Source organism: Pusillimonas sp. NJUB218 (assembly GCF_003788685.1).
In the GTDB taxonomy this organism is placed as follows: domain Bacteria; phylum Pseudomonadota; class Gammaproteobacteria; order Burkholderiales; family Burkholderiaceae_B; genus Neopusillimonas.
On the sequence record NZ_NQMK01000001.1, the window covers coordinates 213,272 to 239,656 of the forward strand.

Sequence of the window (26,385 nt, forward strand, 5' to 3'; positions counted from 1 at the left end):
TGGTTCAAAGGCAAACGGGCTTTCTATGCGTTGGTTTCGAGGTTGGCGCGTTGGCGTCAAGTTAATTTTGGGTTTCCTGGCTGTAGCGGCTATCGCTGCGCTTATCGGTGCGCTGGGTTTGCAGGCCACTAGCCAGGTCAATCAAATGGCCCGGCTCATGTACTCGCAAGAGGTGGCGGGCATTCGTCACGCATCGCAAACACAGTTGCGTCTGGTGGCGGCAGGTAGCGCCGCGCGGGCGGCGCTGCTGGCGTCTGACAAGGGGGCCAGCATTGGCCAGGTGTATGCCATGCGTGATCATCTCCAGGGTGCTTCTGCAGAAATCGAAAAGCTTGCTGCGCTATCGCAAACGCCTGACGAGCAGGCCACTGTGGCCGATGCCGCAAAGGCTGTCATGGGCTATGCCGAAGCACTTGAAGCGTTTGCCAGCCAGCTTGAGGCAGCAGAAATGGACGTGTCGTCTGTTGCGGCCTATGAGGCCGCCTTGGCGAACGCCGTGATGCAAGGTGAAATGGCCGAAATGATGGTCAATATGGTGGTCATGAACAAGCAGAACACGTCTGCCGCCCTGGCCGACCAAACGACGGCTGTTTACGACGACGCCGTCATACGGCTTGGCGCGTTGACGGCTTTCGGCGCTTTGCTAGCCATTGTTCTGGGAACGTTTCTGACGCGTGGTCTGGTGCGTCAGCTAGGTGGAGAGCCCGCTGACGTAGTGCGTGTCGTTAATGCTGTGGCGCATGGCGACCTGGCGACCGAGGTCGATGTACGACGGGCACGCTCGGGCAGCGTAATGTTGGCCATGGAGCGGATGCGTTTGGCGCTGAGTGCCGCTGTTGGTCAAGTGCATGCCAGCAGCAACAGCATCGCTGAAGGGGCACACCAGATTGCCGGAGGGAATACTGATTTGGCGCGCCGCACTGACGAACAGGTGGCCAGCCTGACCCAAGCTGCCGCTGCCATGGAGCAATTGGCAGGCACCGTATCCAGCAACGCGGGCGTGGCCCAGCAGGCTGCCAATATGGCGCTGACGGCACGGCATTCGGCACAGCATGGTGGTGAAGTGGTCAATGCGGTGGTGCAGACCATGAGCGATATTAGCCAGGCCTCACGTCGCGTAGTCGACATTATTGGGGTGATCGACACCATCGCGTTTCAGACGAATATTCTGGCTTTGAATGCAGCGGTTGAGGCTGCCCGTGCTGGCGAGCAGGGGCGTGGTTTTGCCGTTGTCGCCAGCGAGGTGCGTGGGCTGGCCCAGAAAAGCGCCGCGGCTGCCCGTGATATCAAGCAACTGATTCTGAACAGTACTCAAAAAGTCGACGAAGGTAGTCATATGGTTGAACAAGCCGGGCGCGCCATGTCTGATATTGTTCACGAGGTCAGTCAGGTGGCTGACCTGATTCAGGAAATCAGTCGGGCGACACAAGAGCAAACAGACGGTATCGCGCAGGTCAATGTCGCTGTGGCCGGCTTGACGCAACTGACGCAACAAAATGCCACACTGGTCGAGGCGTCTGCGGCCGCCGCCGGTGGGTTAAGTCATCAGGCGGGTCATTTGCTTGATGTCATGGGGGTGTTTAACCTAGGTGGGTGTCAGGGGCCTGCAATGGTTACATATCAACCCGTGTAACACTCGTGACGGCATGCGGTCTTTTGTTATCATCGGTTTCACAACATTGCCTGCTTAAGGAAGGCCCGCGCCCATGACCGTACGTCCCTGTTCTGCCTGCCGAGATGGCCAGCCTCTAGACTTCGAGTTCAGTTACGCTTATCAGCCCATCCTCGACGTTGGCAAGCAAGAAGTTTTTGCACATGAAGCCCTGGTGCGCGGTGCAGCGGGCGAGTCTGCGTTCTCGGTGTTGTCAAAGGTCAACGAAGATAACCGCTATCAGTTCGACCAGGCCTGCCGGGTAAAAGCCATTAAAACGGCCGCTAGCATCGGCTTGCCCTCAAAGCTGTCTATCAATTTCATGCCCAACGCCATCTACAAGCCCGAATTGTGCATACGCACTACGCTCGAGGCCGCGCGGCAGTTCAACTTCCCCATCGACCGTATTATTTTCGAAACGGTAGAGGGTGAGCAGGTGAACGATGGCAAGTGGCTGGCCAAGGTGTTGTCCGAATACCAGCGCATTGGCTTTAAAACGGCAATTGATGACTTTGGTGCGGGTTATGCGGGGCTGAACTTGTTGGCCGATTTTCATCCCGATATCATCAAGCTCGACATGGGCCTGGTGCGTAATATTCACGAAAGCAAATCGCGCCGCGCCATTGTGCGAGGCATTGCCGATATTGCCACTGAACTGGATATTGCTTTGGTGGCCGAAGGCGTTGAGGTCGTTGACGAGTACAAATGCTTGCGCGACCTGGGCATAAGTCTGATGCAGGGGTATTTGTTCAGCAAGCCCTTGTTCGAGTCTTGCGCCCAGCCCAACGGGGTTCAGTGGCCCGCTGTTTAATCTGGCGGGTTAGCCTGGCTTATGGGCCGCGTTGCCCAGTCTTGACTCATCTGACGCAATGTTTCCGTCAATCAGCGTAATCGTTCGGTCACAGACGGCCGATAACCGTGGGTCGTGCGTTACGATCAGTACCGCGCACCCATAGGTTTCATTAAATTCTCTGAAGACGTCAAACACGCCAGCCGCGGTTTGGGTATCAAGGTTGCCGGTCGGCTCGTCGGCCAAAATCAAATTGGGGCGTGTCATCAAGGCGCGCGCAATCGCTACGCGTTGTTGCTGTCCGCCCGATAAGTCCCCCGGTTTCCGGTCGGTAAACCGGTTCAGTCCGACCTGATCCAGCAACTGCAACGCGCGGTCGCGCATTTCGGCGTTGGGTCGACCCTGCCGGATCATCATGGGCATCAGCACATTGTCCAGCACATTAAAGGCTGGTATCAAATGATGAAACTGAAAGACAAACCCGATATGGCGGCTACGCATGTTGGTCAGGGTTTCGTCGTCCATGGTGCGTGTGGGTTGGCCCATCAGGTAAAGCTCGCCGGCGGTAGGTTGGTCGAGCAGGCCCAACAGGTTGAGCAGCGTGCTTTTACCCGACCCTGACGGGCCGACAAGCGCCGTAAATTCGCCGCGCCTGAGGGTCAAGTCGATGCCGTGCAGCACCTCAAGTTCGTTGGGTTTGCCTATGTTGTACGATTTTTTCAGGGCCTCCAGGGCCAATACTGGCTGGGCGACGTCAGACATATCTTATCGCCTCGACGGGGTCTAGTCGTGCGGCTCGCCACGCGGGCACCATGGCCGCCAGTACACCGGTAACCATGGCAGCTAGCATGGTGGTTGGAATCAGGCTGGGCATGAGCGGGATATAAAACAGCTTGGGGCCAAAGGTGTTGAACGACCATACCAGCGCGTAGCCCACAGCCGACCCGGCGGCCGAGCCGGCCAGCCCCAGCACGGCCCCTTGTACCAGAAATACTTGCAGCATCTGGCCACGCTGCATGCCCATGGCCCGCAGAATGCCGATTTCGCGGGTGCGCTGCGTTACGCTGATCGCCAGAACGCTGGCAATGCCGAACGCGACCGACATGGCCACAAAGAAGCTGATCATGGTGGTGGATAGCCGTTGGGAGCTTAATGCGTTCATGAGCTGTGCGTTGGTTTCGATCCAGCTTTCAGCCTTTAGCCCTGTCAGACGTCCGATGCGCGCGGCAATTTGGTCGGCCTGAAACAAGTCATTGACGGTCACGTCGATAACGGTGACGGCGCCGGGCAGGTCTAGCAGTGATTGAGTTTGTTTGAGGTCGAGATAGATATAGCGCAGATCGAGTTCGCGTACGCCTAGCTCGAAGATACCCGCAATGGTGACGGTTGCCGTGCGGCCGTCGCCTGATTCGATTCGCAATTTGCTGCCGGTTCGCATGCCCAGGTCGCGGGCCAGCAAGGCACCAATGACGGCATCACCGGCGCCAACCCGGAACTGTCCCTCGATGATGTCCTCTTGCACCGGAATAATCTTTTGATAACGCTGCGGGTCGATGCCGACCAGTGATACCGACTTCAGCACGTTGCCTCGCCGTGCAAAGGCAGGCCCCGAAATGACAGGGGAAACGGCGGTGACTTCGGGTAGGGTATCGAGCGTTTGCTGGACGGCTTGCCAGTTGTTGACAGAGCGCAGCCGTTGGGCGCGGGGGTCCTCAAGCAGCAGACGGCGTGTGTTGCTGGCAAGGGGGGCGATCAGGTTGCGTTCGTCGGGGGGCTCGACCCGAATATGCGATTGGGTGCCTAGCGTGCGATCAATGATGTTTGCCTGCAGGCCATTGATCAGGGTGGTGATGAACACAATGACCGAGACCCCAACGGCAATGCCTACCAGGATCAGTAGGGTCTGGGTCATGTTCTGACGCAGGAATTTGAGCGCGACAGTGGTTTCCAGCCAATGCATGGTGGCCGTACCTAGTTGAACTTCATGGGGGTCTCGCCGGCAGTAGACGCAGGCCGTGTCGACGCCGAGTCGGGCATTGGGACAATGTTCAGGCGCACGCGCTGGTCGGGCTCAAAGGCAGCGCCGGCACGGGCTATCAGGTCTTCTGCTGACAGCCCTTCGGTCACTTCGGTCAACGATTGCCCCCGCAAACCTGTTTTGACCTCGGTTGGGATCAGCTTGCCGTGCTCGTCACGCCAAACTGCCGTTGCGCCATTGGCCAAACGGAACAATGCATCGTTGGGTACGACGATGGCAGCGTCACGTTCGCCAGTTGTGATGGTGACGGTGATGGTCAGGTCTTGGCGCAGGAAGTCGGGCTCTGGCGTCGCCAATAGGCGTACATCGACGGTACCGCGCTCGGGGTCGATGGCGGGGGCGATGGAGCTGATATACGCGGGGAATGGGCGCTCGGGGTATGCATCGGCAATGACGACGGCTGGCTGACCGACCTTGAGTACGCCCAGGTTGCGTTCGTCGATGGGGATCAGCAACTCTGCGTTGGCGTCTGTGCTGATTTCCAGCAGTGTTTTGCCCGGCTGAACCAGGTCGCCGGGTTCGACGTTGCGTGTCAGCACCGTGCCGTCGAACTGGGCGCGTACGATAGTTTTATCCAGGTCGGCCTCGGCGGCGCGCAGGCGCTCTTGCAAGATCGACTCTTGTAGGCCATCGGGTGCAAGCGCCTGGGCATCGATGCGTGCCTGGCGAGCTGCCGCCAACGCGATGGCCACGGCATTCTCGGCCTGTTCTACATCTTCTTTGGTTACCGCGCGTGTATCGAGCAGTTTTTTGCGTCGGTCGAGTTCGCGCTTTGCTTGTGCAAGTTGTGATTCGGTGCGCGCCAACGTTGCCTGGGCCTGAGGGCGCTGTGCGGTGCGCAGTAAGTCGAGCGCAGCACGGGCCTCTTCGACGCGAGCTTTCAGGGCATCGGCGCGTAGCACCAGCAAAACGTCACCGCGCTTCACGCTGTCGCCTTCGCGCACCCGGCGTTCGGTGACAACCGCGGTGATTTCGCTGCCCACCTGGGCGCGCGAATTAGCGACGACGCGCCCTGTGGCGACAACCTGTTGAACCAACGGGGTTGTTTCGACCCTATAACCAATAACGATCGGGCCTTGCCACGTTATCCAGCCCCAAAGCCCAAGGGCCACGACCAGACCAAGCCCCAGGAATAGTTTCCAGCGTGAAGGATGTTTAGTCACCGTGCGAAACCCATGTTAAATCAGTTTGACAGTATATCGGGCCGGCCTGGGTCTTGGGCCCGCCAACGATGTATTTGCACGGGTATGTGCTCCAGATCGGACAGCAACTGTACGCCTGGCACCCCGCGTCGGTGCAAGATGGGGTGCGGGCTGCCGGCCCACAGCTCGATGTTGGGGGGCAGCATGGCGCGTAGTTCGGTCAGCCCGTCGGTGGCATGTCCGGGATTGCTGGCGGCTGAAAAGCTGACGGCGATGATGTCTGCCCGGTGCGCGCGTGCTGCGTTGACCAGGTCGTGCAGTGGGGTTTGCGCGCCCAGGCTCATGCAGGCGCACCCCTCGACCTGGAAAATGGCTTCGGCCATCAGTAAACCCAGGCTGTGGCTCTCGCCGGGAAAGGTGGACAGCAAAACACGAGGCCGGCTGTGCTGGTTGGCCTCGGGGGCAGAGGCCATCGCCGTACGCAAGCTTGTTTCAAGCATTTCGCTGCAGAGGTGCTCTTCAAAAATATGCAATTCGCCGCTAGCCCAGGCTTCCCCGATTTCATGCATAAGGGGGATCGCTACCTTGAGCACAAATTGCGATAGCCCGGTCCGCATAATGATTTGCGAGAACCGACGCCGGATTTGTGCCGGGTTATGCGACTTTAGCAGGGTGATGATGTCCTGTATTTCGTTTTGCTGCTCGGGGGCGACGTTGGCCGCGGCCGGCTTTGCAACCTCGCTTTCCCGTAGTTCTTCGCCCAGGCGGTGCAAATCTTCAAGCGTTAACGAAACGATACGCCCGGGGCGATGGCCGGCGTCGAGCAGGCGTTTGATGACGCGCAATTTTTCAACCTGATCGGGTGGATACAGCCGTTCGCCATTGATATCGCGTTTAGGGGTGGGGAAGCCATAACGCTTTTCCCAGACCCGTAGCGCGTCTTTCCCAATACGGGTGTCTCGCTCGACGGCGGTGATGTTAAGCATCAACTGATTGGCGTTTTCGGGATTGCTCATGGTGGACTCGGGTCGTTGCGCGGGTTTGTCTTGGACATATATGATATCAATTAATGTTGTCTTGGACAAAATGTTGTTAAATGCGAATTTAATCGTTAATATAGTGAAAGTATTTAATTTTGACTAGGACATTCATTGTTTTGTCCAGGGACAGGAGTCTTGTATGAAGCATGTTGCCGTCATTGGTTCAGGCATATCCGGCCTCAGTGCCGCCTGGTCGCTTGCCCAGGCTAACGAGGGGGCTCGCGTCACCCTGTTTGAAGCCGCCGATTATGCGGGTGGGCATACTCATACTGTCGATGTCACGCTTAACGATGCAAACGGCAACCCGGTCACCCACGGGGTCGACACCGGGTTCCTGGTCTTTAATCATCGGACGTATCCGCAGCTTGTCGAGCTTTTCAAAACGCTCGATGTACCAACAGCGCCTTCCGATATGTCGTTCTCGGTGCAGGCAGAGCAAGGTAGGCTGGAGTGGTGCGGAACCGACCTTAATGGGGTGTTCGCTCAACGAAGCAATATTTTCAAGCCGTCGTTTTGGTTCATGCTGCGCGAAATTCTGCGCTTTAATAAAGAAGCTACGCGGCTTGCCGAAACGGGCACCGAGGTTGAACTCACCCAGAGCATCGGGCACTTTCTGGACAGCAGGGGTTACACCGAATCGTTCCGTCGTTGGTATTTGTTGCCCATGATCAGCAGCATCTGGTCGTGCCCGGCGGGGCAAATGCTGCAATTTCCGGTGTCTACCCTGATTCGCTTTTGCCACAATCACGGCTTGCTGCAGGTTAACGATCGTCCGCAGTGGTACACCGTTAGCGGCGGCGCGCGTCAGTATGTGCAGCGCATGCTGAAGGCGATTCCAGACTTTCGCCTGAACACGCCGGTGACGGCCGTGCGTCGCAATGGCCCGGGCGCAGGGGTTACGGTATTCAGCCCTTCACACGCCGAGCACTTCGACGACGTTGTTTTTGCCTGCCATTCTGACCAGACCCTGCGTATTTTGGGTCAAGATGCGCGTCCTGCAGAACAAGCGATTTTGTCTGCGATTCCGTATCAAGATAACCATGCGGTGCTTCATACTGATACGGCCTTGCTGCCCAAGCGACGTTTGGCGTGGGCAGCCTGGAATTATGAACATCGTGATGCGCAAGATGATCAGGGCCAAGATGGTGTGTGCTTGCACTACTTGCTCAACCGGCTGCAGCCCTTGCCATTTGCCCAAGACGTTATTGTGTCGCTCAATCCCATTCGCCAGCCAGACCCGGGCAAGGTTATTGCGCATATTAACTATGCGCACCCGGCCTTCGATCTGGCCGCCCGAGACGCGCAAGAAAAATTGCCCAGTATCCAGGGCGAAAATCACACGTGGTTCTGCGGCGCCTGGACCGGTTATGGCTTTCACGAAGACGGATTGAAATCCGGGTTGGCCGTGGCGCAGGCGTTGCAAGCGCGCTGGCGCGCTACCGCCAACTTGCCGCAAGCGGCTTAGTATCATGCGCACTGCAAGTCTTCCCCCTCAATCGAAGCTTCCCGAATCGACTTCGCTGGCGACAAGCACCGCACGGGCAGTCGCAAAAATTGGTAAAGGCGTGGTGCGCCATACCCGTTTGCGGCCGGCCCGCAATGCCTTTGCCTATAAAACATGGTTCTTGATGTTGCCTATGCGCAGTTGGCGTCATACCCCGGTGGCAGGGTTAAAGCGCAATCAGCGGGGCTGGGTCAGCTTTTACGATGCAGACCATGGCGATGGCGGCCCCGATGCCTTGGCTTGGCTGGAAAATGTGCTTCTGCAGGCAGGTGTGAAGGCCGATGGCGAAGTCTGGTTACATACTTACCCCAGGGTGCTGGGTTATGTGTTTAACCCGGTCAGTTTCTGGTACGCCCACGACGCCGATGGCACCCTCAAGGCCATCGTTGCCGAGGTCAACAATACGTTTGGGCAGCGGCATTGCTATTTGCTGGCTGGCCCCGACTTGCGCTGGGGGCAAGAGCTCCGCGCTGAAAAAACTTTTCATGTGTCGCCGTTTTGTCAGGTCAATGGCGGCTACCGCTTTCGCTTTATGCAAACTGCTGGTGGCCCGTCACAAGCGCCCCGTACTGTGGTGCGTATAGATTATGACGATGACGTCGGCCCTTTATTGCAAACGAGCGTCAGCGGCGCATTGACGCCGCTGACGCCAAACAGCTTGTGGCGCACGGTCATGTCCATGCCGTTGCTGACTTTGGCCATCATTGCCAGAATTCATTGGCAGGCGGTCAAGCTATTTTGGAAACGTGTGCCGTTCTCGACCAAACCTCTGAAGAGTGCCCCTCATGACTGACACCCTGAACCCCCGTACGCCTGGTTTGTCGCAAGCCCCTGTGCATAAAACACGCCCGCCTGCGGCTGCTCGCACTATTTTGCGCATGCTCGACAACTTGGCCCACGGCACCCTGGAACTGACCCTGCCCGATGGCACTTTGCGACGCTTTGGTAGCGGTCAGCAGCCCCATGCAGCCGTCAGGCTGAACAATTGGGCGGTGTTTCCTGCTGCGCTCAAGTCGGGTGATATCGGCTTTGCCGAAACGTTCATCAATGGCGACTGGAGCACTCATGACCTTCCCGGCCTTATCCGTTTGTTCATCTTGAATCGCGACCACATGGAACGCGTCCTGTACGGATCGTGGTGGGGTAGCTTGCTGTACCGGTTTCGCCATCTGTTCAACCGCAATAGTCGTAGCGGTAGCCGTCGCAATATTCATGCGCATTACGACCTGGGCAACGCTTTTTACTGCCATTGGCTTGATGACACGATGAACTATTCGTCGGCCTGGTTCAACGGCAACACTCAGCAGTCGTTGGCCGATGCTCAGCGCGCCAAGATTCGTCGTGCCCTGGACGAGGTGCGTGTGCAGCCCGGTCAGCGCGTACTGGAAATTGGCTGTGGCTGGGGGGCTGTTGCTGAAACCGTGGCCGCCGAGCGTCGCGCCAGCCTTACCGGGGTGACGTTGTCGACCGAACAACTGGTATTTGGACAGCAGCGCTTACGCGATGCCGGGTTGGCGCAATTGACCGATTTGCGCCTTCAAGATTATCGCGACATAAAAGACGGCCCCTATGACGCGATTGTGTCGATCGAGATGTTTGAGGCCGTGGGGCAGGCCTACTGGCCCGAGTATTTCAACGTACTGGCCCGCAACCTCAAGCCTGGCGGTCGCGCCTGTATTCAAAGCATCACGATTCGCGACGACCTCTTCGAGCGCTACAGCCGATCTACCGATTTTATTCAGCAGTACATCTTTCCCGGGGGCATGTTGCCCAGTCGCGAGGTATTCATTCAGCAGGCGCAGGCCGCCGGCTTGAAAGTAGAGCGTTCGCTGGCCTTCGGGCCCGACTACGCTGAAACCTTGCGCCGTTGGCGCACGCCGTTTCAGGCCAACGAGCAAGCTATCCGGGCATTGGGTTTTGATACCCGTTTTATGCGCACCTGGGACTTCTATCTGTCTTATTGCGAAGCGGCGTTCGATACGGGTAATACCGACGTCATTCAGTTTACGCTGTATAAGCCGGAGCAATAAATCATGGCACAGGTTACGGTCTTTCGTCGTGTTGTGTCGGGCTGGTCTTTGGGGCTGGTCTTGACGATCGGCGGTTCAATGGTCGCCCAAGCTCAGCCCAACGGGGGGCTGGCTTCCTCGGTATCGTCAAGCCGTCTGCAAGAAACACCTGTGCAGCCCACAGCGTCGGAGTCGTCTGCTCCCGACGCAGCGGCTGCAGTCAAAGCACCGCCCGAAGTCGTTGCCGCACTAGGTCAGCCGCGGCTGCAGGGGCAAAAGCGGTTTCGTTGGTTTGCTTTCTCGGTGTATGACATTCGCCTTTGGTTGTCGCCGGGCGCAACGCCACAGGCGCTATACAACGCGCCGTTTGCACTCGAGCTTGATTACGCGCGCAGCCTGAAGGGTGAGGCGATTGCCCAGCGCTCAATCGAAGAAATGAGCAATCTGGATACCATCAGCTCGAGCGAGCAAGCCGATTGGCTGGCGTTGATGACGCGCGCCTTTCCCGACGTTGCCGCAGGCGACCGGTTGACGGGCGTGTGGCGACCTGACGGTACGGTGCAGTTTTTCTTCAATGGGAAAGAAACGGCGTCAGTACAAGATGCCAGGTTTGGGCGTCTTTTCTTCGGGATCTGGTTGTCCGAGAAGACCTCTGAGCCGACGATGCGCGCTGCCTTGCTGGGGCAACTGTAATGACGGCCCGCGAGGTGCACCCCGCGCCCGCGGCGGGCTTTTACTATGGCGCCCTGGGGTTGCCTTTGGCGTTCGTCGCGTTGCCGCTTTACGTGTACATGCCGGCCTATTATGCCGAACAGTTCGGGACCTCATTGGCGGCATTGGGGGCGGTGCTGTTGTTTGTCCGTATCTTCGACGCTGTCACCGACCCGGTGATGGGCTATGTGGCCGATCGCCTCTTTTCAGTCTCCAGGCGCGCGTTGCAGCTTTCCCTAGGTGTGGGGTGCTTGGTATTGCTGGCGGGCTTTACAGGGTTGTTTTTCCCACCACTGGCCTTGCATGAACCACACACGGCGTTGCTGGCATGGTGTGCGCTCATGCTGATGTTGACTTACCTGGCCTACAGTGCGCTCACCATTACCCATCAGGCGTGGGCTGCGCGCCTTAAGGGCGGCGACGAGGTACAAAGCCGTTGGGTGTCGTGGCGCGAAGCCGCCACCCTGGTCGGTGTGATGCTCGCCAGCGTCTTGCCTACCGTGGTTGGTATGTCGGCGACTGCTGTGGTCTTGGGGGTAGCGCTGTGGCTGGGCTGGTTGGCGTTGGGACGCGCGCCTGCTCCTGTAGCGCTCGACATCAGTCGCGCCGGGGCTGCTCAAGGCGCTGTCACTCATAAGCTGTCCTTGCATTATTTTGCGTTGCCCTGGCGTGGCCCTGCGTTTCGTGGGCTGATAGGCGTGTTTCTGGTCAATGGCATTGCCAGTGCTATTCCTGCGACTTTGTTGCTGTTCTTTGTCAACGACCGTTTGCAGGCGGCAGGTTGGGAAGGGGCGTTTCTGGCCATTTACTTTGCCTGTGCGGCGGCGTCGCTGCCGGTTTGGGTCAAAGTGGTTTCCCGTGTTGGCCTGGGGGCAAGCTGGGCGGCGGGCATGACCTTGGCCGTTGTCAGCTTTTTCGGGGCGGCGTTTCTGGGCGCCGGGGACACGACATTGTTTTTATTGATTTGTGCGGCCAGCGGCTTTGCGCTGGGCGCCGACCTTGCATTGCCGACGCCGTTGCTGGCTCGCGTTATTCGTACCGAGGCAATGAGCGCCGACGCCGAAGGTGCGTACTTTGGCTGGTGGAACAGTGCGTCGAAATTGAATCTGGCCCTGGCGGCAGGGCTGGTGTTGCCGATGTTGCAGTGGCTGGGGTATACGCCTGGCCAAACCGACGAACAGGGGTTGCGTTCGCTAAGTCTGGCGTACGCAGTCCTGCCTTGTTGTTTGAAACTGGTGGCGCTTTATACGTTATGGCTATGGCGTCGCCGTTGGGATAAGGAGCATTGATATGCCTGTATTTACTGCCTGGAAACGGGGCGTGCGTTGGGCCACGCTATCGGTCGCTTGTATGGGGCTGATCGCCTGCGCATCGCCCAAGCCTGCCGATTATGCAGCCGAGCGGCCCGTGCTTGATTTGCGCGAATATTTTGTGGGTGACATTGATGCCTACGGCTTGTTTACCGACCGCAGCGGCAAGGTGGTCAAACGCTTTACTGTCAAAATCAAGGCCAGTTGGGAAGGCAATAAAGGGGTGCTGGAAGAGGACTTTATTTATAGCGACGGCGAGAAGCAGCGCCGCGTCTGGTACCTGACTTATCAGGGCGACGGGCGTTATACGGGCACCGCCGAAGATGTGGTTGGCGAAGCGTCCGGCGAGGTAGCGGGTAATGCGTTTCAGTGGCGTTATGTTTTGCGGTTGCCAGTCGGCGAGCGCACCTACGACGTTTCGTTCAACGACTGGATGTACCTGATGGATGACAAGGTCATGTTGAATAAGGCGGTCATGAGCAAGTTCGGCATCCGTCTGGGCGATGTCACGCTGTCGTTTCATAAACGTTAAAGGTAACGTATGGCACTGAATCCCCGCTTCGATTATTCGGCTGATCAGGTCGTCTGGGTCGTCGGTGCCTCAACGGGCATCGGCCGTGCCGTTGCAGAAAGGTTGGCCTCAAAGGGCGTCAAGGTAGTGGTGTCGGCTCGTAATGCTTCGGCGCTCCACGCCTTCGAGGCCCGATTCAACGGGTGTCTGGCGCTCGCGCTCGATGTTACCGATGTTGCGGCAGTGCGTTCTGCGTGTAACGCCATTGTGCATCGATACGGGCGTCTAGACCGCGTCTTGTACTGCGCTGGCGTTTACCAGGCGATGCGCGCCCAGCAATTCGACCTCAGTCAAATGGTGCAGCATCAGCAGGTCAACTACATTGGGGCCCTGAATGTGCTGGCGCCGGTCATACCGTTATTCTTGCAGCAAGGCTGCGGGCATATCAGCCTGGTGTCTAGCGTGGCTGGTTTTGGCGGGCTGCCGCAAGGTCTGGCCTATGGGCCCACCAAGGCCGCGCTGACACACTTGGCCGAAACGCTTTTTCTGGATTTGCGGCCGCAGGGTATTGGGGTGTCGGTGGTTCATCCCGGGTTTGTCGAAACCCCTTTGACCCGTCAAAACGAATTCCCCATGCCGTTTTTGCAAACTCCTGAGCAGGCAGCTGATGCCATTGAAAAGGGTTGGTTGCGTGGCAGTTTCGAGATCGACTTTCCCAAACGCTTTTCTTTGATTCTTAAAGCCTTGCGTTGGCTACCCTATAGCCTTTACTTCAAGCTGGTTCATAAAGGAACTGGACTATGACGCAGACCTCGTCGCCCGGCACTGACGGGCAAACGCATTTGGTGGGGCCAGCTCGGCGCATGGCCGAATTGGCGGCCTACTACGAGCAGTTGTCCCTGGGCAACCTAGAGCGCTTAGGACGTTTTTACGCTGAGCAGGCCCGCTTCAAAGACCCGTTTAATGATGTCGTGGGCGTGGATGCCATTCAATCTATTTTCCGCCATATGTTCGATACCGTGCAGCAGCCGCGTTTTGTGGTGCACGACACTATTGTTCAGGGCGACAAGGGGTTTTTGGTTTGGTCATTTCACTTTTATTCGACCGGCGGTCGTACCGCCCGGGCGTGGGAAATAAAAGGGGGCAGTCATGTGCAGTGGGGTAGCGACGGCCGAATTGTGTTGCATCGCGACTACTGGGACGCAGCCGAAGAGCTTTACGAAAAGCTGCCCGTACTGGGCGGGTTGATGCGGTATTTAAAGCGCAAGCTTGCTGTGCCGGTAGTCCGATAGCTGGTGTTGTTGCCTAAAACCCAATAAAAAACGCCCCTTTCGGGGCGTTTTTAGCTTAAGACACGGTAAACGTGTGCTTAGGCGGCCTGGATGTTTTTAGCTTGGGGGCCTTTGGGGCTGTCGGCTGTTTCGAACGAAACGCGCTGGTTTTCGTTCAGCGATTTGTAGCCTGTACCAACGATGTCGGTGTGGTGTGCGAACAGGTCTTTACCGCCAGCATCGGGAGTGATGAAGCCGAAGCCTTTTTCGTTGTTGAACCATTTAACAATACCGGTTTGCGTAGTCATGTGACAATTCCTTAAAAAAATATGGGCCAATATGCCCTGGGCAAGACTTATTCAAGGAACGGCGACTCGAGCAAAAAGACGTACTGTTTGAACTTAAATACAACGAACTTGAAAAATCTTTGAATGAATGTAGTCGTATTTTTGCGCGTTGTCTACTACTGAATGTATTCGGGCCGACACTGTTGTGTCGGCCCGTCGTTTTTGTTGCTTAAAACCAGTGCGCGGCTATGCCAGCAACTGACGCGACTCGCCGATGGCTTGGACGTTGCGTGGGGTGACGTCGATTTCTCGGTTATTGCTGTCGACCCGGAAGGTCGAGACCAGCTTGGCCAGGGTGCCGGCCTGGTCTTGCAGGCTGTCGGAGGCGGCCGAGGCCTCTTGAACGAGGGCGGCGTTTTGCTGCGTGACCTGATCCATTTGCGAAACGGCCTGGTTTACCTGGTCAATGCCGATGCTTTGCTCTTGGCTGGCGGCGGTGATTTCGCCCATGATGTCGGTGACGCGTTTAATGCTGGCAACGGTTTCCTGCATGGTGGTACCGGCTTCGGCGACCAAGCGGTTGCCGGTTTGTGTGATGCTGACCGACTTGTCGATGAGGTCTTTGATTTCTTTGGCGGCCTGGGCGCTGCGCTGGGCCAGTGAACGTACTTCAGAGGCCACGACCGCAAAGCCCTTGCCCTGTTCGCCGGCGCGTGCCGCTTCGACCGCCGCGTTCAAGGCCAGAATATTGGTCTGGAAGGCGATAGAGTCGATGACGCTGATGATGTCGACCACTTGCTTGGACGACTCATTGATGGCGCCCATGGTGTCCACCACCTGAGCGACGACTTGACCGCTTTTGGTGGCCACGCTGGCGGCCGACTCGGCCAGTCCGTTGGCCTGACGGGCGTTGTCGGCATTTTGTTTGACGGTGGTCGTGAGCTCTTCCATGGTGGCTGCAGTTTCGGCCAGCGAGCTGGCCTGTTGCTCGGTACGTGAAGACAAGTCCATATTGCCCGCGGCGATTTGCCCTGCGGCGGTGGCAATCGAGTCGGCGCCGTCTTTGACTTCGCGTACGACGTTAAGCAGGTTGGCGTTCATACGCTGCAGGGCGGTCATGAGGGCGGCCAGTTCGTCGCTGCCCTTGACGTTAATACGGCTGGTCAGATCGCGGTTGGATACCTTTTCGGCAAAGTTGACGGCATTGGTGAGTGGGCGGGTAATAGAGCGCGTGATGGAGATGGCCAGCAGCAGCCCGATAAGCAAAGACACAGCCGTCAACCCGACAAGCAGGTTCAGTGCCAGTGTGTTGTTGTCGTGGAGTGTGTGGGCGTTACTATCGATGAGGCTTTGTTGGAACTTGAGCAGGTCTGTAATGCTGCCGTTGTAGCGATCAAGCAGGCCTTCGAGTTCGTTGTCGTAAAAATTTTGTGCGGCCTGCAGGTTGCCCTGGCGGCGTTGTTCAAGCGCATCGTTACGTTTGCCAACGTATTCATTACGACGCTGCTGGATAACGTCGTAAAGCCGTAGGGCTTCGGGGTTGGTGAGTTTTTCTTTTAGCGCAGTCTGGATCTTGCTGATCTCGGCGCTGGTGACCTTCATCTGGTCCTCGAAGTGCTGGATGGTGGCGGTGTCGGTCAGCCGGGCATTTGCGAGGGTACGTGTGGCATTGAGTGCGGTCAGCTTGCTCCATTCGGTGATCATGCGTTCGCTGGCCAAACGGGTTTCGGTCAGGTCAGAGGCCATGGCGTCGGAGCCCTGGACCCGCCAAATGCCGATGCCTGCCAGCACGGCGATGAAGAGAAGCATGACGGCAAAGCTTACAATGAGGCGGGTGCCGATTTTGAGATTGTTCATGGTGGAAACCTGGGGGGCTGGCGCAGCGGGAGCAGCCTGCGCGGTAAACGTAAAAGTGCTTTCGTAACAAATGCCTACGGCAATTCTTACAAAACGCTTCACGCATTTTATTGAAGCTTTTCGATGTCTAAAGGTCTGAAATGAAGGTTTGTATTGCGGGACTTGGCGCTTTTGGCCAAAAGCACCTGGATGCCATCGCCGCCATCGATGGCGTGGCCGTCAGCTCGGTGGTTGGGGGGCGCAGTTTGGCGCAGGCGCAGGCCGTTGCCGCGCGTTTTGGGGTGCCGCACGTCACGCTCGACCTGAACGAAAGCCTGGCGCGCAATGATGTTGATGCGGTTATTTTGTGCAGCCCAACTCAGGTCCATGCCGCGCAGGCCATTGCGTGTTTAAACGCAAAAAAGCCGGTTCAAATCGAAATCCCTATGGCCGATAACTTGCACGATGCACGCAAAATAGTCGCATTGCAGCAACAAGTCGGGGTGGTGGCCATGGCGGGCCACACGCGGCGTTACAACCCGGGGCACCAATGGATCCGGCGCCGTATTTTGTCGGGCGAACTCACGTTGCAGCATCTTGATGTGCAAACGTTCTTTTTTCGCCGCAGCAATATCAATGCGGCCGGTGAGCCACGTAGCTGGACAGACCATCTGCTCTGGCACCATGCTTGTCATACCGTTGACCTGTTTCAGTACCAAACCGGCCAGACTGCGTCGCGCGTACATGCCATGCAGGGGCCGCCGCACCCCGATTTGGGCATTGCCATGGATATGTCGATCCAGTTGCAGGTGTCCTCGGGGGCGCTCTGCTCACTCACGCTTTCGTTCAATAATGATGGTCCGCAGGGTACCTTTTTCCGGTACATCTGCGACAACGGCACGTACATTGCGCGCTACGATGAGCTGGTCGATGGGCATGGCCGCCCGGTCGACTTATCGGGTGTCGACGTGTCCATGAACGGCATTGAGCTGCAAGATCGCGAGTTTTTCGAGGCCATCCAGGCGGGGCGCGAACCGCGATCGGGCGTGGCCGGGGTGCTGTCGGCCTACGAAACCCTTGATCGCCTTGAACGCAGCTTGGCCTGACCCAAACGCCTTGGTCCCTTCAATGAAGAACAATAATGCCCAGTCACAAACTTACTCCTGAACAACTTTCTGCGTTAAAGCAAAATCTCATCGATAGTCCCTCGTACCGCGTGGCCTATAAAGACGCCGACTTCATGGAGGCCGAAGACCTGCGGCCGGTACGCTTGCAGCTTGAGCTGCTCAAGCCCGAGTATTACCTACGCAAAAACCATATCGAATCGACCATTGTGGTTTTTGGCAGCGCGCGTATCTTGCCGGCTGAACAGGCCCAGCATGTGCTGAGTCAAGCCACCGAAAACGCTGCGCGTCATCCCGAAGACCCCCAGGCCCAACAGGCACTGGCCAAAGCCGCGAAGCAGGTGCATTACTCTCGATATTACGAAGAGGCACGACGGTTTGCGCATATCGTGTCCAAACGTTTTCAGGTCAACAGCCCGTGCCAGTTTGTGGTGGTAACCGGCGGCGGCCCCGGCATCATGGAGGCCGGTAACCGCGGCGCTTTCGAAGCCGATGCCTTGAGCGTGGGTCTAAATATCACTTTGCCCCATGAACAAGAGCCCAATCCGTATATCAGCCCGACGGTGTGTTTTCACTTCAATTATTTTGCGTTGCGCAAAATGCATTTCATGATGCGGGCGCGCGCATTGGTGGCGTTCCCGGGTGGGTTCGGCACGCTCGACGAACTCTTCGAGGCGCTAACGCTGGTGCAAACCGAGAAAATGGCGCGCATGCCTATCGTGTTGGTCGGCAAGTCATTCTGGTCTCGCTTGGTCGACTTGGACTTCCTGGTCGAGGAAGGCATGATTTCACCGCAAGATCGCGATCTGGTCAGTGTGGTCGAAACGGCCGACGAAGTCGTGGCCATTCTTGAACGATTTTATCCAGACTGCGACGATTGTCGCCTTCCACCCAAAGGGGTTATATGAGTCAGCATGCAGGGTCGGGGCAGCAAGCCTCGTGGGGGGAATTGCTTTCGGGGCGCAACGGTTTGCGTTCGCTGGCCGTGGCCGGTGGCGTGGCACTGCACGCCGTCAATGTTTATATCGCCACGACCATATTGCCTTCTGTGGTGCGTGACATCGGCGGCCTCGAGTATTACGCCTGGAACATGACGTTGTTCGTCGCAGCGTCAATCATGGCATCGGCGCTGTCGGCCAAGGCCTTCGATACCTTGGGGTTGAAGAAGGCGTTTTTGGTGGCCATTGTGGTGTTTTCCGTGGGCACGACGCTTTGTGCGCTGGCGCCCTCTATGGCGCTTATGCTGTTTGGTCGCACGATTCAGGGCCTGGGAGGCGGTTTGCTCCTGGGGTTGTGTTATTCGTCCATTCGTGTGGTTTTCGAAGAGCGACTCTGGACGCGCGCCATGGGTTTGACGTCGAGCATGTGGGGGGTGGCGACGCTCAGCGGCCCTGCTATTGGCGGCATGTTTGCCCAGTCGGGTCATTGGCGGTGGGCTTTTGGCGCCATCTTGCCGGTGGCGGCCGGTTTGGCGTGGTTGGTCATCCGCGAAATCAACGAAAACACGGTTAGTAATGCCGATGCGCCCCGTCAGCGCGTGAATGTGCCTGTGGGAAAGGTCGCGCTCATTGTGTTGTCGGTGCTGGCTGTTTCAGCCGGTAGCTTGTCGACGGCAGTCACCTGGAATGCATTGGGCATTTTGGCGGGGGTGCTTATTGCCATTTACGTGGTCCGACTAGAGCAACGCCCAGGCACAGTGCGCTGGTTGCCCGAGGGCTCCTATTCATTGCGCGAACCCATGGGCAGTATCTACGCATGCGTCGCGCTCATGAGTGCCGCCATTACCGTCGAAATCTTTGTGCCGTATTTCTTACAAACCATTCATGACCTCGAACCCCTGGCGGCGGGCTATATGACGGCGATCATGTCCATGGGCTGGACGATTGGCTCCATTTCCAGCTCGGGCCGGGGCTCGACGGTCGCCCGCTTTTTAATGCGTAGTGGCCCGGCGGTGACGGCGTTGTCTTTGTTGGGGCTGTTGGTACTGGTGCCATGGCTCGATGCTTTTGACACCGGCTGGGTGTGGGTGCTTAGTCTGGCTTTGCTTGGCGTAGGTCTGGGTATTGGCATGTGCTGGCCGCACTTGCTGGCTCAGGTTTTCCGCAGCGCACCGTCGGGGCAAGAAAGCATTGCGTCATCTGGCATGATTACCGTTCAGTTGTATGCGTTGGCGCTGGGGTCGACGTTGGGCGGCATGGTCGTTAACGCGGCCGGCATGACCGACCCGGGGGGCGTGGTGGGCGCCGTGCAGGCGTCGCAAGCCTTGTTCTTGTTGTTTGCGCTGGCGCCCGCGCTTGCGTTTTGGGCCATGGCGCGGGTGGTGACCGCCAAACGTCAAAGCGATCAGGCGCGTCGGCAGCAGGCTGCCTGAACCCAGAAGCCCCGGGCGGCCGCCCGGGGTATTGGCCGTGGCCGTCGTCAGCCGGCCTTGGGTAGCCTGAATCGCTCTGGGTCGGGCCCATGGCGGGCCTCTGCATCATGCAACGCCGCAATTTCGACCATGTCTTGTTCGTCGAGGCTAAAGTCGAAAAGCGCCAGGTTTTCGCGCATGCGTTCGGGGTTGACCGATTTCGGGATCACCATGCAGTCTAGTTGCAAGTGCCAGCGCAGCACCACCTGGGCTAACGAGCGCTTGTGCTTTTGGGCAATTTGGGTCAATACGGGGTTGTCCCATAGCAAACCATGACCCAAGGGGCTCCATGATTCGGTCACTATGTTGTGCTGTGCATGAAACTCACGCAATTCGGGCTGCTGAAAGCGGGGGTTCAGTTCGATTTGATTCACCACCGGCAGCACTCCGGTTTCATCAAGCAGCGTCTCGAGGTGGTTCTTGTTAAAGTTCGACACCCCGATTGATTTGATCCGACCTTCGTCACGCAGTTGTATCAGGGCCTTCCAAGACTTAACATACAGACCAATTTTCGGCGCGGGCCAATGAATCAGGTACAGGTCGACGTAGTCCAGGTCAAGCTTGTCCATGCTTTCGTTGAACGCGGCCATGGTTTCGTCGTAGCCATGGCGGTCGTTCCAGAGTTTGGTGGTAATGAACAGGTCTTTGCGGTCAAGCCCACAGGTTTTAATGGCACGGCCGACGCCTTCTTCGTTACCGTAAATGGCCGCAGTGTCGATCAGGCGGTAGCCCGATTCAATGGCTGCCTGTACTGCTGGCGTGACCACGTCGTTTTCAATTTGCCACACACCAAAACCTACGCGGGGCGCTGTGTTACCGTCGTGGAACTTGACGCTATTTACAATAGAGGACATGCGTATCTCCGTAAAGCTTGAAACAGGGTATGCCCCTTTTTTGAACCTACGGCCAATAATGCGCAGTCATCCAGGAGCACTCTGTGAGTATACATACCGAGGTTAAGCGGCTTACCGTTCCGCAGTTAATGGCCTACAAGGGCCAAAAGAAGATTGCGTCCCTGACGGCGTACATTGCGCCTATTGCGCGCTTGCTCGACGACAGCCAGGACATGATCTTGATCGGCGACTCTACCGCGATGGTGGGTTACGCGCTGCCCGACACCTTGTCCATCACTGTCGACCAAATGGCCGCGCATGCGGCGGCGGTCGTGCGCGCCACCCGTCGGGCCTGCATTATTGTCGACATGCCCTTTGGCAGCTATCAAGAATCCCCCGAGCAGGCTTTTCGTAGTGCAGCTCGCATGATGTCGCTGAGCGGCGTGGCGGGGGTCAAGCTTGAAGGCGGTGCCGTGATGGCGCCCACGACCCAGTTTCTGGTCGAACGGGGCGTGCCTGTGCTGGCGCACGTCGGCCTGATGCCGCAGCACGTCAATACGATGGGGGGCTTCAAGGCGCAAGGGCTTAACGACGTTGCAGCCGAACGTATTTTCCAGGACGCCCTGGCACACGAAAAAGCCGGCGCCTTTGGGGTCGTGCTTGAGGGCGTGGCCGAAGGGCTGGCGCGTCGCATTACCGAGGCCTTGTCTATTCCAACCATTGGCATAGGCGCGTCGCCGGCATGTGATGGCCAAATTTTGGTGACCGAAGACATTCTGGGTTTAAGTGGCGATCGCATCCCCAAATTTGCAAAGCAGTTTGGTGATGCGGCTACGCTGATTCGCGACGCGGCGGCGCAGTATGCCGACAGCGTACGCGATGGCACCTTCCCCACGCTGGACCACTGCTTCGGCGTCAAGAAGAATGTCAGCTAAGGCGTCGCTCCATTTGGGCGACGATCAGGTTATGCAAATGAAAAGTGAAGGTAAACGGTGAATTTCCAGGGAAACGAAATCGCGCTTGTGGGTTGGGTGCTGGCCGGCGTGCTGTTGGGTGTGCTCGTGTCGGCGCTCTACTTCCGGGGGGTGTTGGCGGCGGTGCGCAGGCAGGCCGAGCTTGACCGCCAACAGGCCGATTTTCGTTTGTCCGAGTCCGAAGGGCGAGCCCGCCAGCTTGACGCGCGGCTGGCCGAGGCCGACACGCAACGTCAGCAGCAAACCTTGCGCCTGGCCGAGCTTGACGACGACAAGCAGCAGCTCGATCGTAAAGTGGCCGGGCTCGAATCCGAAACCCGTAATTTGCGCGAACGCCTCGATGAGGCCCGCGACAACGTTGTCGATAAAGAACGTGAGCTGACATCTTTACAAGGCCGGTTTGCTGATATCGACAGGCAGCTCACCCGGCTTCAGGCCGAGTACGACGAAAAGCAGGCCAGTTTCGATACCTTGCGCCAATCGTTCGATCAGTCGCGTGAACAGCTTAAGAACGAATTCCAGAATCTGGCCAACCAGATACTGGAAGAGAAGGGTAAGACGTTTGCGCAAAACAGCCAGTCGTCGCTCGACAGCTTGCTTAAACCGTTTCGCGAGCAAATTTCCGCATTCCAGCAGCGCATTAATCAGGTGCACGATGCGTCGGTGCGAGGTCAAGCATCGTTGGGGGCTGAAATCAAGCAAGTGCTGGAAGTCGGTTTGCGCATGAGTAGCGAGGCCAATAGCCTGGCGCTGGCGCTTAAGGGTGATAAGAAAACCACGGGTAATTGGGGCGAGATCCAGCTTGAGCGTACGCTTGAGCTGGCCGGGCTGGTCAAAGGGGACCACTACGATGCGCAATTGCGCTTCCAGGATACTGAAGGCCAGTACCGTCACCCCGACTTCGTCATCAAGCTGCCCGATGACAAGCATATGGTGATCGACAGTAAAGTGTCGCTGGTGGATTACGACCGGGCGCTGTCGGCGGCTACCGATGCCGAGCGCGACGCCGCGCTGGAAGCCCATGTCAAGGCCGTACGCAATCACATCGATGACTTGTCACGTAAAGACTACAGCAACCTTATCGGCATGCGTAGTCCCAGTTTCGTGCTGATGTTCATGCCGATCGAGTCGGCTTACATCGAAGCCCTAAAATTCAATAAAGACCTGTTCAACTATGGCTATCAGCGCAATGTGGTTATGGTCTCGCATACCACGCTGATGCCCATACTTAAGACGGTGGCGAACCTCTGGATGGTGTCGCGCAGCAATGCACAGGCGCAAGAGCTCAGCGCCCGAGCCGGCGAAATCTATAACCAAGTGGTTGTGGTGGCCGAAAACCTTAAAAAACTGGGCGACACGCTGGGTACCGCAAATAACCACTACAACCGCGCCGTTACATCGTTGGCGGGCCGTCAGGGGTTGTACGGCAAGGTCTCTCGCTTTAACGAGCTGTCTGCCAAAGCCAATAAAACCATGCCGGCTATCGAGCCCCTGCATACTGACATTGATATCGAAAAGCTTGAACTGTTGGTAGCCCAACCCGAGGCCGATAAAACTGCCGATGCTTGATGGGGCGCGGCGTTTTTAAGGTTGGGGCGGCTCGCCCGCCCAGGCTCGCTGCAGCAGGCCGCGCAGGCTGTTGGCTTCAAGGGGGCGGGGGTTCCAGTAGGGGTTTTTCAGGGCGATGTCCAGCGCTTTTTCGATGTCTGCCTGGGCCATGCCGATGTCTTTGAGCGCCATGGGCGCATTAATGTTTTTAGCCAACTGCCAAAGCCCCTGACCAGCGTCGTCGGTACCGAGCGCCCGTGCAGCGCGCGACATGGCCTCGCCCGCGTTTGGCGTGTTATAGGCAGCGGTGTGCGGCAGCATAATGGCGTGGGTTTCGGCGTGTGGCAAGTCAAATGACCCCCCCAGTACATGGCACAGCTTGTGATGCAGTGCCATGCCGGCCGACCCTAGGCAAATGCCGCACAGCCACGCGCCGTACTGGGCTTGTAGTCGGGCTTCTTTGTCTTGCGGCGATTGAGCAATAATGGGCAGCGCATACGCCATGGCCCGGATGCCGTCTTCGGCGATCAGCGAAATAATAGGGTTGCGGTCTTGGGCGTAAAGGCCTTCGACGGCATGTGCCATAGCGTTTAGCCCACTGGTGGCCGACATGCCTACAGGCAGTGTCAGTGTGAGGTTAACGTCGTAAATTACGGCTTTGGGTTGTATGACCGGCTGGCGTATGGTGGTTTTTATGCCGTTTTCGGTTTGCCCCAGAATGGGCGTCATTTCTGAGCCGGCGTAGGTGGTGGGTACGGCGATTTGCGGCAACCCGGTACGCACGGCAATGGCTTTGGCCAGGCCAATGGTAGATCCGCCGCCCAGGGCAACCAAGCAGTCGGCGCCGCTGGCTTTGACGTGCTCCATGGCGGTTAGCGTGACGCTTACCGGTGTATGCATGGCAGCGCCTGCAAAGACGCCGGCGCTGGCCGCGCCCAGACTTTCAGAAATTTGCTGTGCCCAGGCTTCTTGCTGCGGGGTCGACAGTACCAATGCGCGCTTTGCACCCAGTCGTTCTATTTCTGGCAGTAATTGGTCGAGTTTGCCTTCGCCAAAAACCACGCGGGTGGGCAGAGCTTCGTAGATAAAGTCGGTTTGCATGTGTTGGAGTCCCCGGCAAGTTTGCTTTTTAAACGTTGTAACCCAGTATTTGCGCCAGAGCCTTGCCGGCGTGGTCGACACTGCTGCCACGCCATGCCACGATCTGGTCGGGCCGGATCAGGGCAAAGTCGGCGTCATACAGGGCGCGGGCTTGTGGCGCGTGCACAATTTTAAGATCAAGACCGCGCTTTTGCGCATGTTGCTCGATGTCCTGTGTGCTGGCTTGGTCCGGGCTCATGCACAGCAAGGTCCATTCAAATCCGAAGGTATCGTACAGCGAGGTGGTTTCGGAAAGCCAGCAATGGGGCGGGCGGCCGCCGGGGCAGGCTGTAGCCGTGTATTCGTTGGCGGCGTCGGGTGGTGGTTGCGTACCGTCGGACACAATCGCCGCCGATCCGTCGTAACGGCCGCCAAAGGTGATGCCGGGGATATTGAATTCGGCCCGGCCGTGTCCGGCCAGATAAGCACCGGCGGCATCGCGCGCCTTTTGGCCGGCTTCGCTGTCGTCTTCAATTTCCGGGACAGGCGTGTAGAGCCCCAATGAGTCGGCGAATGTCCGGGCGTAACCTGTGTTGCGCACAGCCAGTGGCCGGCGTTCGGTTTCATAGGTCTCAAGCAAGGCGGGTGAGGCCAGCCCTTTGAGAACGGCTGCCAGTTTCCACGCCAGGTTAACGGCGTCTTCAACCGCAGTGTTGTAGCCCAGTCCGCCCGTCGGGGTGAACAGGTGTGCAGCATCGCCGCCGATAAAAACACGGCCCTTTTGCATGTGGTCGGCCACCAGCGCATGGCCTGCCGTCCAGGCACCGTGCGACAAAATTTCGACTTCAACAGGTTTGCCGACGGCCATTTGGAACATACGCCGCGCGTCGGCTTCTGTGATGTTGTCTTCGGATTCGTGCGGCTTGAGTTGGGTGTGGAAGGCAAACTCGCCCTTGCCGTCGACAGCCGCCATAAAAGCGCGACGCTCGCCGTTGAAGCAGACATTCATCCAGGCCGGAGGGTGTGGGACTTCGTCGTAAAAGGCGGGGCAGCGTGCGTAAATGGCATACATGCGTCCGCCCATGAAGTCGCGCACAACGCCCGTTTCGCCGCTGTAGCGATAGCCCAGGGTTTCGCGGGTTTTGCTGCGGGGGCCGTCGGCGCCCAGCATGTAGTCGGCGGTAATGGTTTGTTGCTTGCCATCGGCCACGCACTCAACGTCTACCTCGACATGGTCGCCCAAGTCGCGAAACGCCAGCATGCGCCAGCCAAAATTAATAGATATGCCCGGCAGTTTCTCGGCGTGTTTGCGCAGTACCTGTTCAACGTATTTTTGCGAGATACGGTGGGGTAGTTCGGCCGCGCTCCACGACCCAGATAAAGAATGGATCTTCTTCTTGGCTTCGGCAGCCGAGGGTAGCTGAAAGCGCGCCAACTCGTGGGTGGCGTAACGCGTGAAGTAAGCAATGTCGGTGGGGAAATCAGAGGGCAAGCCCAAGTCGCGGATTTCGTGTGCGAAACCCAGTCGCCGATAGTGCTCCATTGTGCGCGCCTGGGTGGCGTTGGCCTGGGGGTTGAAAGCCGTACTGGCTTTCTCGTCGATCAGTACCGCACTGACGCCACGCCGGCCCAGCTCGTTGGCCAGCATCAGGCCGCATGGGCCACCGCCCACAATCATGACAGAAGTTATGCTGGGTAAAGTCATATCGGGTTCACCAGTAGGTCGTTGGGTTATTTGTGTGCCATCGAAATCGGCATTGGCACGGCTATGCGACATAGTAAGTTTGCCTTACTAATTTGTCAACAGGCAGGACTGATGATCTTGTGTCGTTGTGTCAGTGAGGTGCGCGAAAGGCAGCGCGAATCAGCGGCTCTGGTTGTACCGACTTAAGGCCTTGCGTAATTGCGCAAATGAGGCGGCTCCAATTTCTTGGGCCATTTCTTGCTCGGCGATTTCAAGGGCATGCTTGAAGGCAGTCAACCAGGCCAGCCCCGCGGGCGTAAAGCAAACAATTTTTGCCCGGCGGTCTTCGGGGTCGGGCAGGCGCTCGACCAAGCCCAGTGTTTCTAGTTGGGCAATCAGTTCGCCGGCCGATTGCTTGGTGATGTCGGCGCGACGGGCCAGCTCGGTGGCTCGTGTGCCGGTCAGGTCGAGGTTCCGGGTAATGGTGATGTGGCTGAGCGAAAGGCCGCCGTGGCCGGCCTTTCGCATTTCGTCCAGTACGCGGTGTTCAAGCCGGGTAATGGCGTTGTTCAGCAGGCGACCTACATTTTGATGACGCCACAGGTCGTTGTGCAAATCGCCTTCAGACATAG

The 26,385-nt window shown here is 57.8% G+C and carries 25 protein-coding genes; 15 read left to right on the top strand and 10 right to left on the bottom strand.

From position 1 onward, the window contains the following. Window positions 1-25: 25 nt before the first annotated feature. Both CHR62_RS00980 and CHR62_RS00985 read left to right on the top strand, forming a co-directional pair. Window positions 26-1,633: a methyl-accepting chemotaxis protein gene (locus CHR62_RS00980; protein WP_123659717.1), complete on the top strand. Its 1,608-nt coding sequence runs from the start codon at window positions 26-28 to the stop codon at window positions 1,631-1,633. Between the two features lie 73 nt (window positions 1,634-1,706). Next, on the top strand, window positions 1,707-2,462 hold the full coding sequence (locus CHR62_RS00985) for an EAL domain-containing protein (RefSeq protein ID WP_123659718.1): 756 nt from the start codon (window positions 1,707-1,709) through the stop codon (window positions 2,460-2,462). Between the two features lie 9 nt (window positions 2,463-2,471). On the opposite strand, the gene CHR62_RS00990 is transcribed toward CHR62_RS00985, so the two are convergent. From CHR62_RS00990 to CHR62_RS01005, 4 genes are read right to left on the bottom strand one after another with little or no spacing between them, the layout of a single operon-like run. Next, the gene (locus CHR62_RS00990) at window positions 2,472-3,203 is read right to left on the bottom strand and encodes an ABC transporter ATP-binding protein (protein WP_123659719.1); all 732 of its coding nucleotides are present in this window, start codon (window positions 3,201-3,203) and stop codon (window positions 2,472-2,474) included. Then, on the bottom strand, window positions 3,196-4,401 hold the full coding sequence (locus CHR62_RS00995) for an ABC transporter permease (RefSeq protein WP_123659720.1): 1,206 nt from the start codon (window positions 4,399-4,401) through the stop codon (window positions 3,196-3,198). The genes CHR62_RS00990 and CHR62_RS00995 overlap by 8 nt, the downstream gene beginning before the upstream one ends. An 11-nt stretch (window positions 4,402-4,412) precedes the next feature. Continuing rightward, entirely contained in the window at window positions 4,413-5,642 is a 1,230-nt protein-coding gene (locus tag CHR62_RS01000) for an efflux RND transporter periplasmic adaptor subunit (protein WP_199722872.1), read from the bottom strand. Between the two features lie 20 nt (window positions 5,643-5,662). After that, the gene (locus CHR62_RS01005) at window positions 5,663-6,637 is read right to left on the bottom strand and encodes a MerR family transcriptional regulator (RefSeq protein WP_123659721.1); all 975 of its coding nucleotides are present in this window, start codon (window positions 6,635-6,637) and stop codon (window positions 5,663-5,665) included. A 163-nt stretch (window positions 6,638-6,800) separates the two neighbouring features. On the opposite strand from CHR62_RS01005, the gene CHR62_RS01010 reads away from it, so the two are divergent. Genes CHR62_RS01010 through CHR62_RS01045 form a run of 8 tightly spaced genes read left to right on the top strand, consistent with a single transcriptional unit; the run spans window position 6,801 to window position 13,998 of the window. Further along, window positions 6,801-8,126: an NAD(P)/FAD-dependent oxidoreductase gene (locus CHR62_RS01010; RefSeq protein WP_123659722.1), complete on the top strand. Its 1,326-nt coding sequence runs from the start codon at window positions 6,801-6,803 to the stop codon at window positions 8,124-8,126. A gap of 4 nt (window positions 8,127-8,130) precedes the next feature. After that, window positions 8,131-8,958, top strand: a complete 828-nt coding sequence (locus CHR62_RS01015) for a DUF1365 domain-containing protein (RefSeq protein WP_123659723.1) — start codon at window positions 8,131-8,133, stop codon at window positions 8,956-8,958. After that, window positions 8,951-10,195, top strand: coding sequence for a cyclopropane-fatty-acyl-phospholipid synthase family protein (locus CHR62_RS01020; protein WP_123659724.1), 1,245 nt, complete (start codon window positions 8,951-8,953; stop codon window positions 10,193-10,195). Before CHR62_RS01015 ends, CHR62_RS01020 begins: the two co-directional genes overlap by 8 nt. 3 nt (window positions 10,196-10,198) lie before the next feature. Next, entirely contained in the window at window positions 10,199-10,867 is a 669-nt protein-coding gene (locus CHR62_RS01025; RefSeq protein ID WP_093969860.1) for a chalcone isomerase family protein, read from the top strand. Further along, window positions 10,867-12,174, top strand: coding sequence for an MFS transporter (locus tag CHR62_RS01030; RefSeq protein ID WP_123659725.1), 1,308 nt, complete (start codon window positions 10,867-10,869; stop codon window positions 12,172-12,174). The genes CHR62_RS01025 and CHR62_RS01030 overlap by 1 nt, the downstream gene beginning before the upstream one ends. A gap of 1 nt (window position 12,175) precedes the next feature. Then, window positions 12,176-12,727 (top strand): DUF3833 domain-containing protein, encoded by a 552-nt coding sequence (locus CHR62_RS01035; RefSeq protein ID WP_093969858.1) that lies wholly within the window; start codon window positions 12,176-12,178, stop codon window positions 12,725-12,727. Window positions 12,728-12,736: 9 nt separating this feature from the next. Continuing rightward, window positions 12,737-13,510, top strand: a complete 774-nt coding sequence (locus CHR62_RS01040; protein ID WP_123659726.1) for an SDR family oxidoreductase — start codon at window positions 12,737-12,739, stop codon at window positions 13,508-13,510. Then, window positions 13,507-13,998, top strand: a complete 492-nt coding sequence (locus CHR62_RS01045; RefSeq protein WP_370318024.1) for a nuclear transport factor 2 family protein — start codon at window positions 13,507-13,509, stop codon at window positions 13,996-13,998. Before CHR62_RS01040 ends, CHR62_RS01045 begins: the two co-directional genes overlap by 4 nt. 77 nt (window positions 13,999-14,075) lie before the next feature. Here CHR62_RS01045 and CHR62_RS01050 read toward each other — a convergent pair whose 3' ends face one another. Both CHR62_RS01050 and CHR62_RS01055 read right to left on the bottom strand, forming a co-directional pair. Continuing rightward, window positions 14,076-14,285: a cold-shock protein gene (locus tag CHR62_RS01050; protein WP_093969856.1), complete on the bottom strand. Its 210-nt coding sequence runs from the start codon at window positions 14,283-14,285 to the stop codon at window positions 14,076-14,078. A gap of 225 nt (window positions 14,286-14,510) precedes the next feature. Continuing rightward, window positions 14,511-16,121: a methyl-accepting chemotaxis protein gene (locus tag CHR62_RS01055; RefSeq protein ID WP_123659727.1), complete on the bottom strand. Its 1,611-nt coding sequence runs from the start codon at window positions 16,119-16,121 to the stop codon at window positions 14,511-14,513. Between the two features lie 140 nt (window positions 16,122-16,261). Here CHR62_RS01055 and CHR62_RS01060 point away from each other — a divergent pair, with 140 nt between their 5' ends. From CHR62_RS01060 to CHR62_RS01070, 3 genes are read left to right on the top strand one after another with little or no spacing between them, the layout of a single operon-like run. Next, entirely contained in the window at window positions 16,262-17,206 is a 945-nt protein-coding gene (locus CHR62_RS01060; RefSeq protein ID WP_123659728.1) for a Gfo/Idh/MocA family oxidoreductase, read from the top strand. Window positions 17,207-17,241: 35 nt separating this feature from the next. Then, a complete protein-coding gene (locus CHR62_RS01065) occupies window positions 17,242-18,132 on the top strand; it encodes a TIGR00730 family Rossman fold protein (protein ID WP_093969853.1) in 891 nt (296 codons plus the stop codon). Then, the gene (locus CHR62_RS01070; protein WP_123659729.1) at window positions 18,129-19,595 is read left to right on the top strand and encodes an MFS transporter; all 1,467 of its coding nucleotides are present in this window, start codon (window positions 18,129-18,131) and stop codon (window positions 19,593-19,595) included. The genes CHR62_RS01065 and CHR62_RS01070 overlap by 4 nt, the downstream gene beginning before the upstream one ends. A gap of 47 nt (window positions 19,596-19,642) precedes the next feature. On the opposite strand, the gene CHR62_RS01075 is transcribed toward CHR62_RS01070, so the two are convergent. Beyond that, window positions 19,643-20,488, bottom strand: coding sequence for an aldo/keto reductase (locus CHR62_RS01075; protein ID WP_123659730.1), 846 nt, complete (start codon window positions 20,486-20,488; stop codon window positions 19,643-19,645). Between the two features lie 83 nt (window positions 20,489-20,571). On the opposite strand from CHR62_RS01075, the gene panB reads away from it, so the two are divergent. Then, window positions 20,572-21,402 (top strand): 3-methyl-2-oxobutanoate hydroxymethyltransferase, encoded by an 831-nt coding sequence (gene panB / locus CHR62_RS01080; protein WP_093969850.1) that lies wholly within the window; start codon window positions 20,572-20,574, stop codon window positions 21,400-21,402. Between the two features lie 57 nt (window positions 21,403-21,459). Then, complete coding sequence (rmuC, locus tag CHR62_RS01085) at window positions 21,460-23,010, top strand: DNA recombination protein RmuC (protein WP_233574782.1); 1,551 nt, start codon at window positions 21,460-21,462, stop codon at window positions 23,008-23,010. A 15-nt stretch (window positions 23,011-23,025) separates the two neighbouring features. Here rmuC and CHR62_RS01090 read toward each other — a convergent pair whose 3' ends face one another. The 3 genes from CHR62_RS01090 to CHR62_RS01100 all read right to left on the bottom strand — a co-directional run bounded on the left by CHR62_RS01090 (window position 23,026) and on the right by CHR62_RS01100 (window position 26,383). Further along, entirely contained in the window at window positions 23,026-24,090 is a 1,065-nt protein-coding gene (locus CHR62_RS01090; protein WP_093969849.1) for a maleylacetate reductase, read from the bottom strand. Between the two features lie 28 nt (window positions 24,091-24,118). Further along, the gene (locus CHR62_RS01095; protein WP_233574783.1) at window positions 24,119-25,846 is read right to left on the bottom strand and encodes an FAD-dependent oxidoreductase; all 1,728 of its coding nucleotides are present in this window, start codon (window positions 25,844-25,846) and stop codon (window positions 24,119-24,121) included. Between the two features lie 87 nt (window positions 25,847-25,933). Then, window positions 25,934-26,383, bottom strand: coding sequence for a MarR family winged helix-turn-helix transcriptional regulator (locus tag CHR62_RS01100; RefSeq protein WP_123659731.1), 450 nt, complete (start codon window positions 26,381-26,383; stop codon window positions 25,934-25,936). Window positions 26,384-26,385: the final 2 nt, after the last annotated feature.

Coding starts and splice junctions, on each gene's coding strand:
- CHR62_RS00980 (WP_123659717.1), top strand. CDS start 26: ATGCGTTGGTTTCGAGGTTGGCGCGTTGGCGTCAAGTTAATTTTGGGT.
- CHR62_RS00985 (WP_123659718.1), top strand. CDS start 1,707: ATGACCGTACGTCCCTGTTCTGCCTGCCGAGATGGCCAGCCTCTAGAC.
- CHR62_RS00990 (WP_123659719.1), bottom strand. CDS start 3,203: ATGTCTGACGTCGCCCAGCCAGTATTGGCCCTGGAGGCCCTGAAAAAA.
- CHR62_RS00995 (WP_123659720.1), bottom strand. CDS start 4,401: ATGCATTGGCTGGAAACCACTGTCGCGCTCAAATTCCTGCGTCAGAAC.
- CHR62_RS01005 (WP_123659721.1), bottom strand. CDS start 6,637: ATGAGCAATCCCGAAAACGCCAATCAGTTGATGCTTAACATCACCGCC.
- CHR62_RS01010 (WP_123659722.1), top strand. CDS start 6,801: ATGAAGCATGTTGCCGTCATTGGTTCAGGCATATCCGGCCTCAGTGCC.
- CHR62_RS01015 (WP_123659723.1), top strand. CDS start 8,131: ATGCGCACTGCAAGTCTTCCCCCTCAATCGAAGCTTCCCGAATCGACT.
- CHR62_RS01020 (WP_123659724.1), top strand. CDS start 8,951: ATGACTGACACCCTGAACCCCCGTACGCCTGGTTTGTCGCAAGCCCCT.
- CHR62_RS01025 (WP_093969860.1), top strand. CDS start 10,199: ATGGCACAGGTTACGGTCTTTCGTCGTGTTGTGTCGGGCTGGTCTTTG.
- CHR62_RS01030 (WP_123659725.1), top strand. CDS start 10,867: ATGACGGCCCGCGAGGTGCACCCCGCGCCCGCGGCGGGCTTTTACTAT.
- CHR62_RS01035 (WP_093969858.1), top strand. CDS start 12,176: ATGCCTGTATTTACTGCCTGGAAACGGGGCGTGCGTTGGGCCACGCTA.
- CHR62_RS01040 (WP_123659726.1), top strand. CDS start 12,737: ATGGCACTGAATCCCCGCTTCGATTATTCGGCTGATCAGGTCGTCTGG.
- CHR62_RS01045 (WP_370318024.1), top strand. CDS start 13,507: ATGACGCAGACCTCGTCGCCCGGCACTGACGGGCAAACGCATTTGGTG.
- CHR62_RS01050 (WP_093969856.1), bottom strand. CDS start 14,285: ATGACTACGCAAACCGGTATTGTTAAATGGTTCAACAACGAAAAAGGC.
- CHR62_RS01055 (WP_123659727.1), bottom strand. CDS start 16,121: ATGAACAATCTCAAAATCGGCACCCGCCTCATTGTAAGCTTTGCCGTC.
- CHR62_RS01060 (WP_123659728.1), top strand. CDS start 16,262: ATGAAGGTTTGTATTGCGGGACTTGGCGCTTTTGGCCAAAAGCACCTG.
- CHR62_RS01065 (WP_093969853.1), top strand. CDS start 17,242: ATGCCCAGTCACAAACTTACTCCTGAACAACTTTCTGCGTTAAAGCAA.
- CHR62_RS01070 (WP_123659729.1), top strand. CDS start 18,129: ATGAGTCAGCATGCAGGGTCGGGGCAGCAAGCCTCGTGGGGGGAATTG.
- CHR62_RS01075 (WP_123659730.1), bottom strand. CDS start 20,488: ATGTCCTCTATTGTAAATAGCGTCAAGTTCCACGACGGTAACACAGCG.
- CHR62_RS01090 (WP_093969849.1), bottom strand. CDS start 24,090: ATGCAAACCGACTTTATCTACGAAGCTCTGCCCACCCGCGTGGTTTTT.
- CHR62_RS01095 (WP_233574783.1), bottom strand. CDS start 25,846: ATGTCGCATAGCCGTGCCAATGCCGATTTCGATGGCACACAAATAACC.
- CHR62_RS01100 (WP_123659731.1), bottom strand. CDS start 26,383: ATGTCTGAAGGCGATTTGCACAACGACCTGTGGCGTCATCAAAATGTA.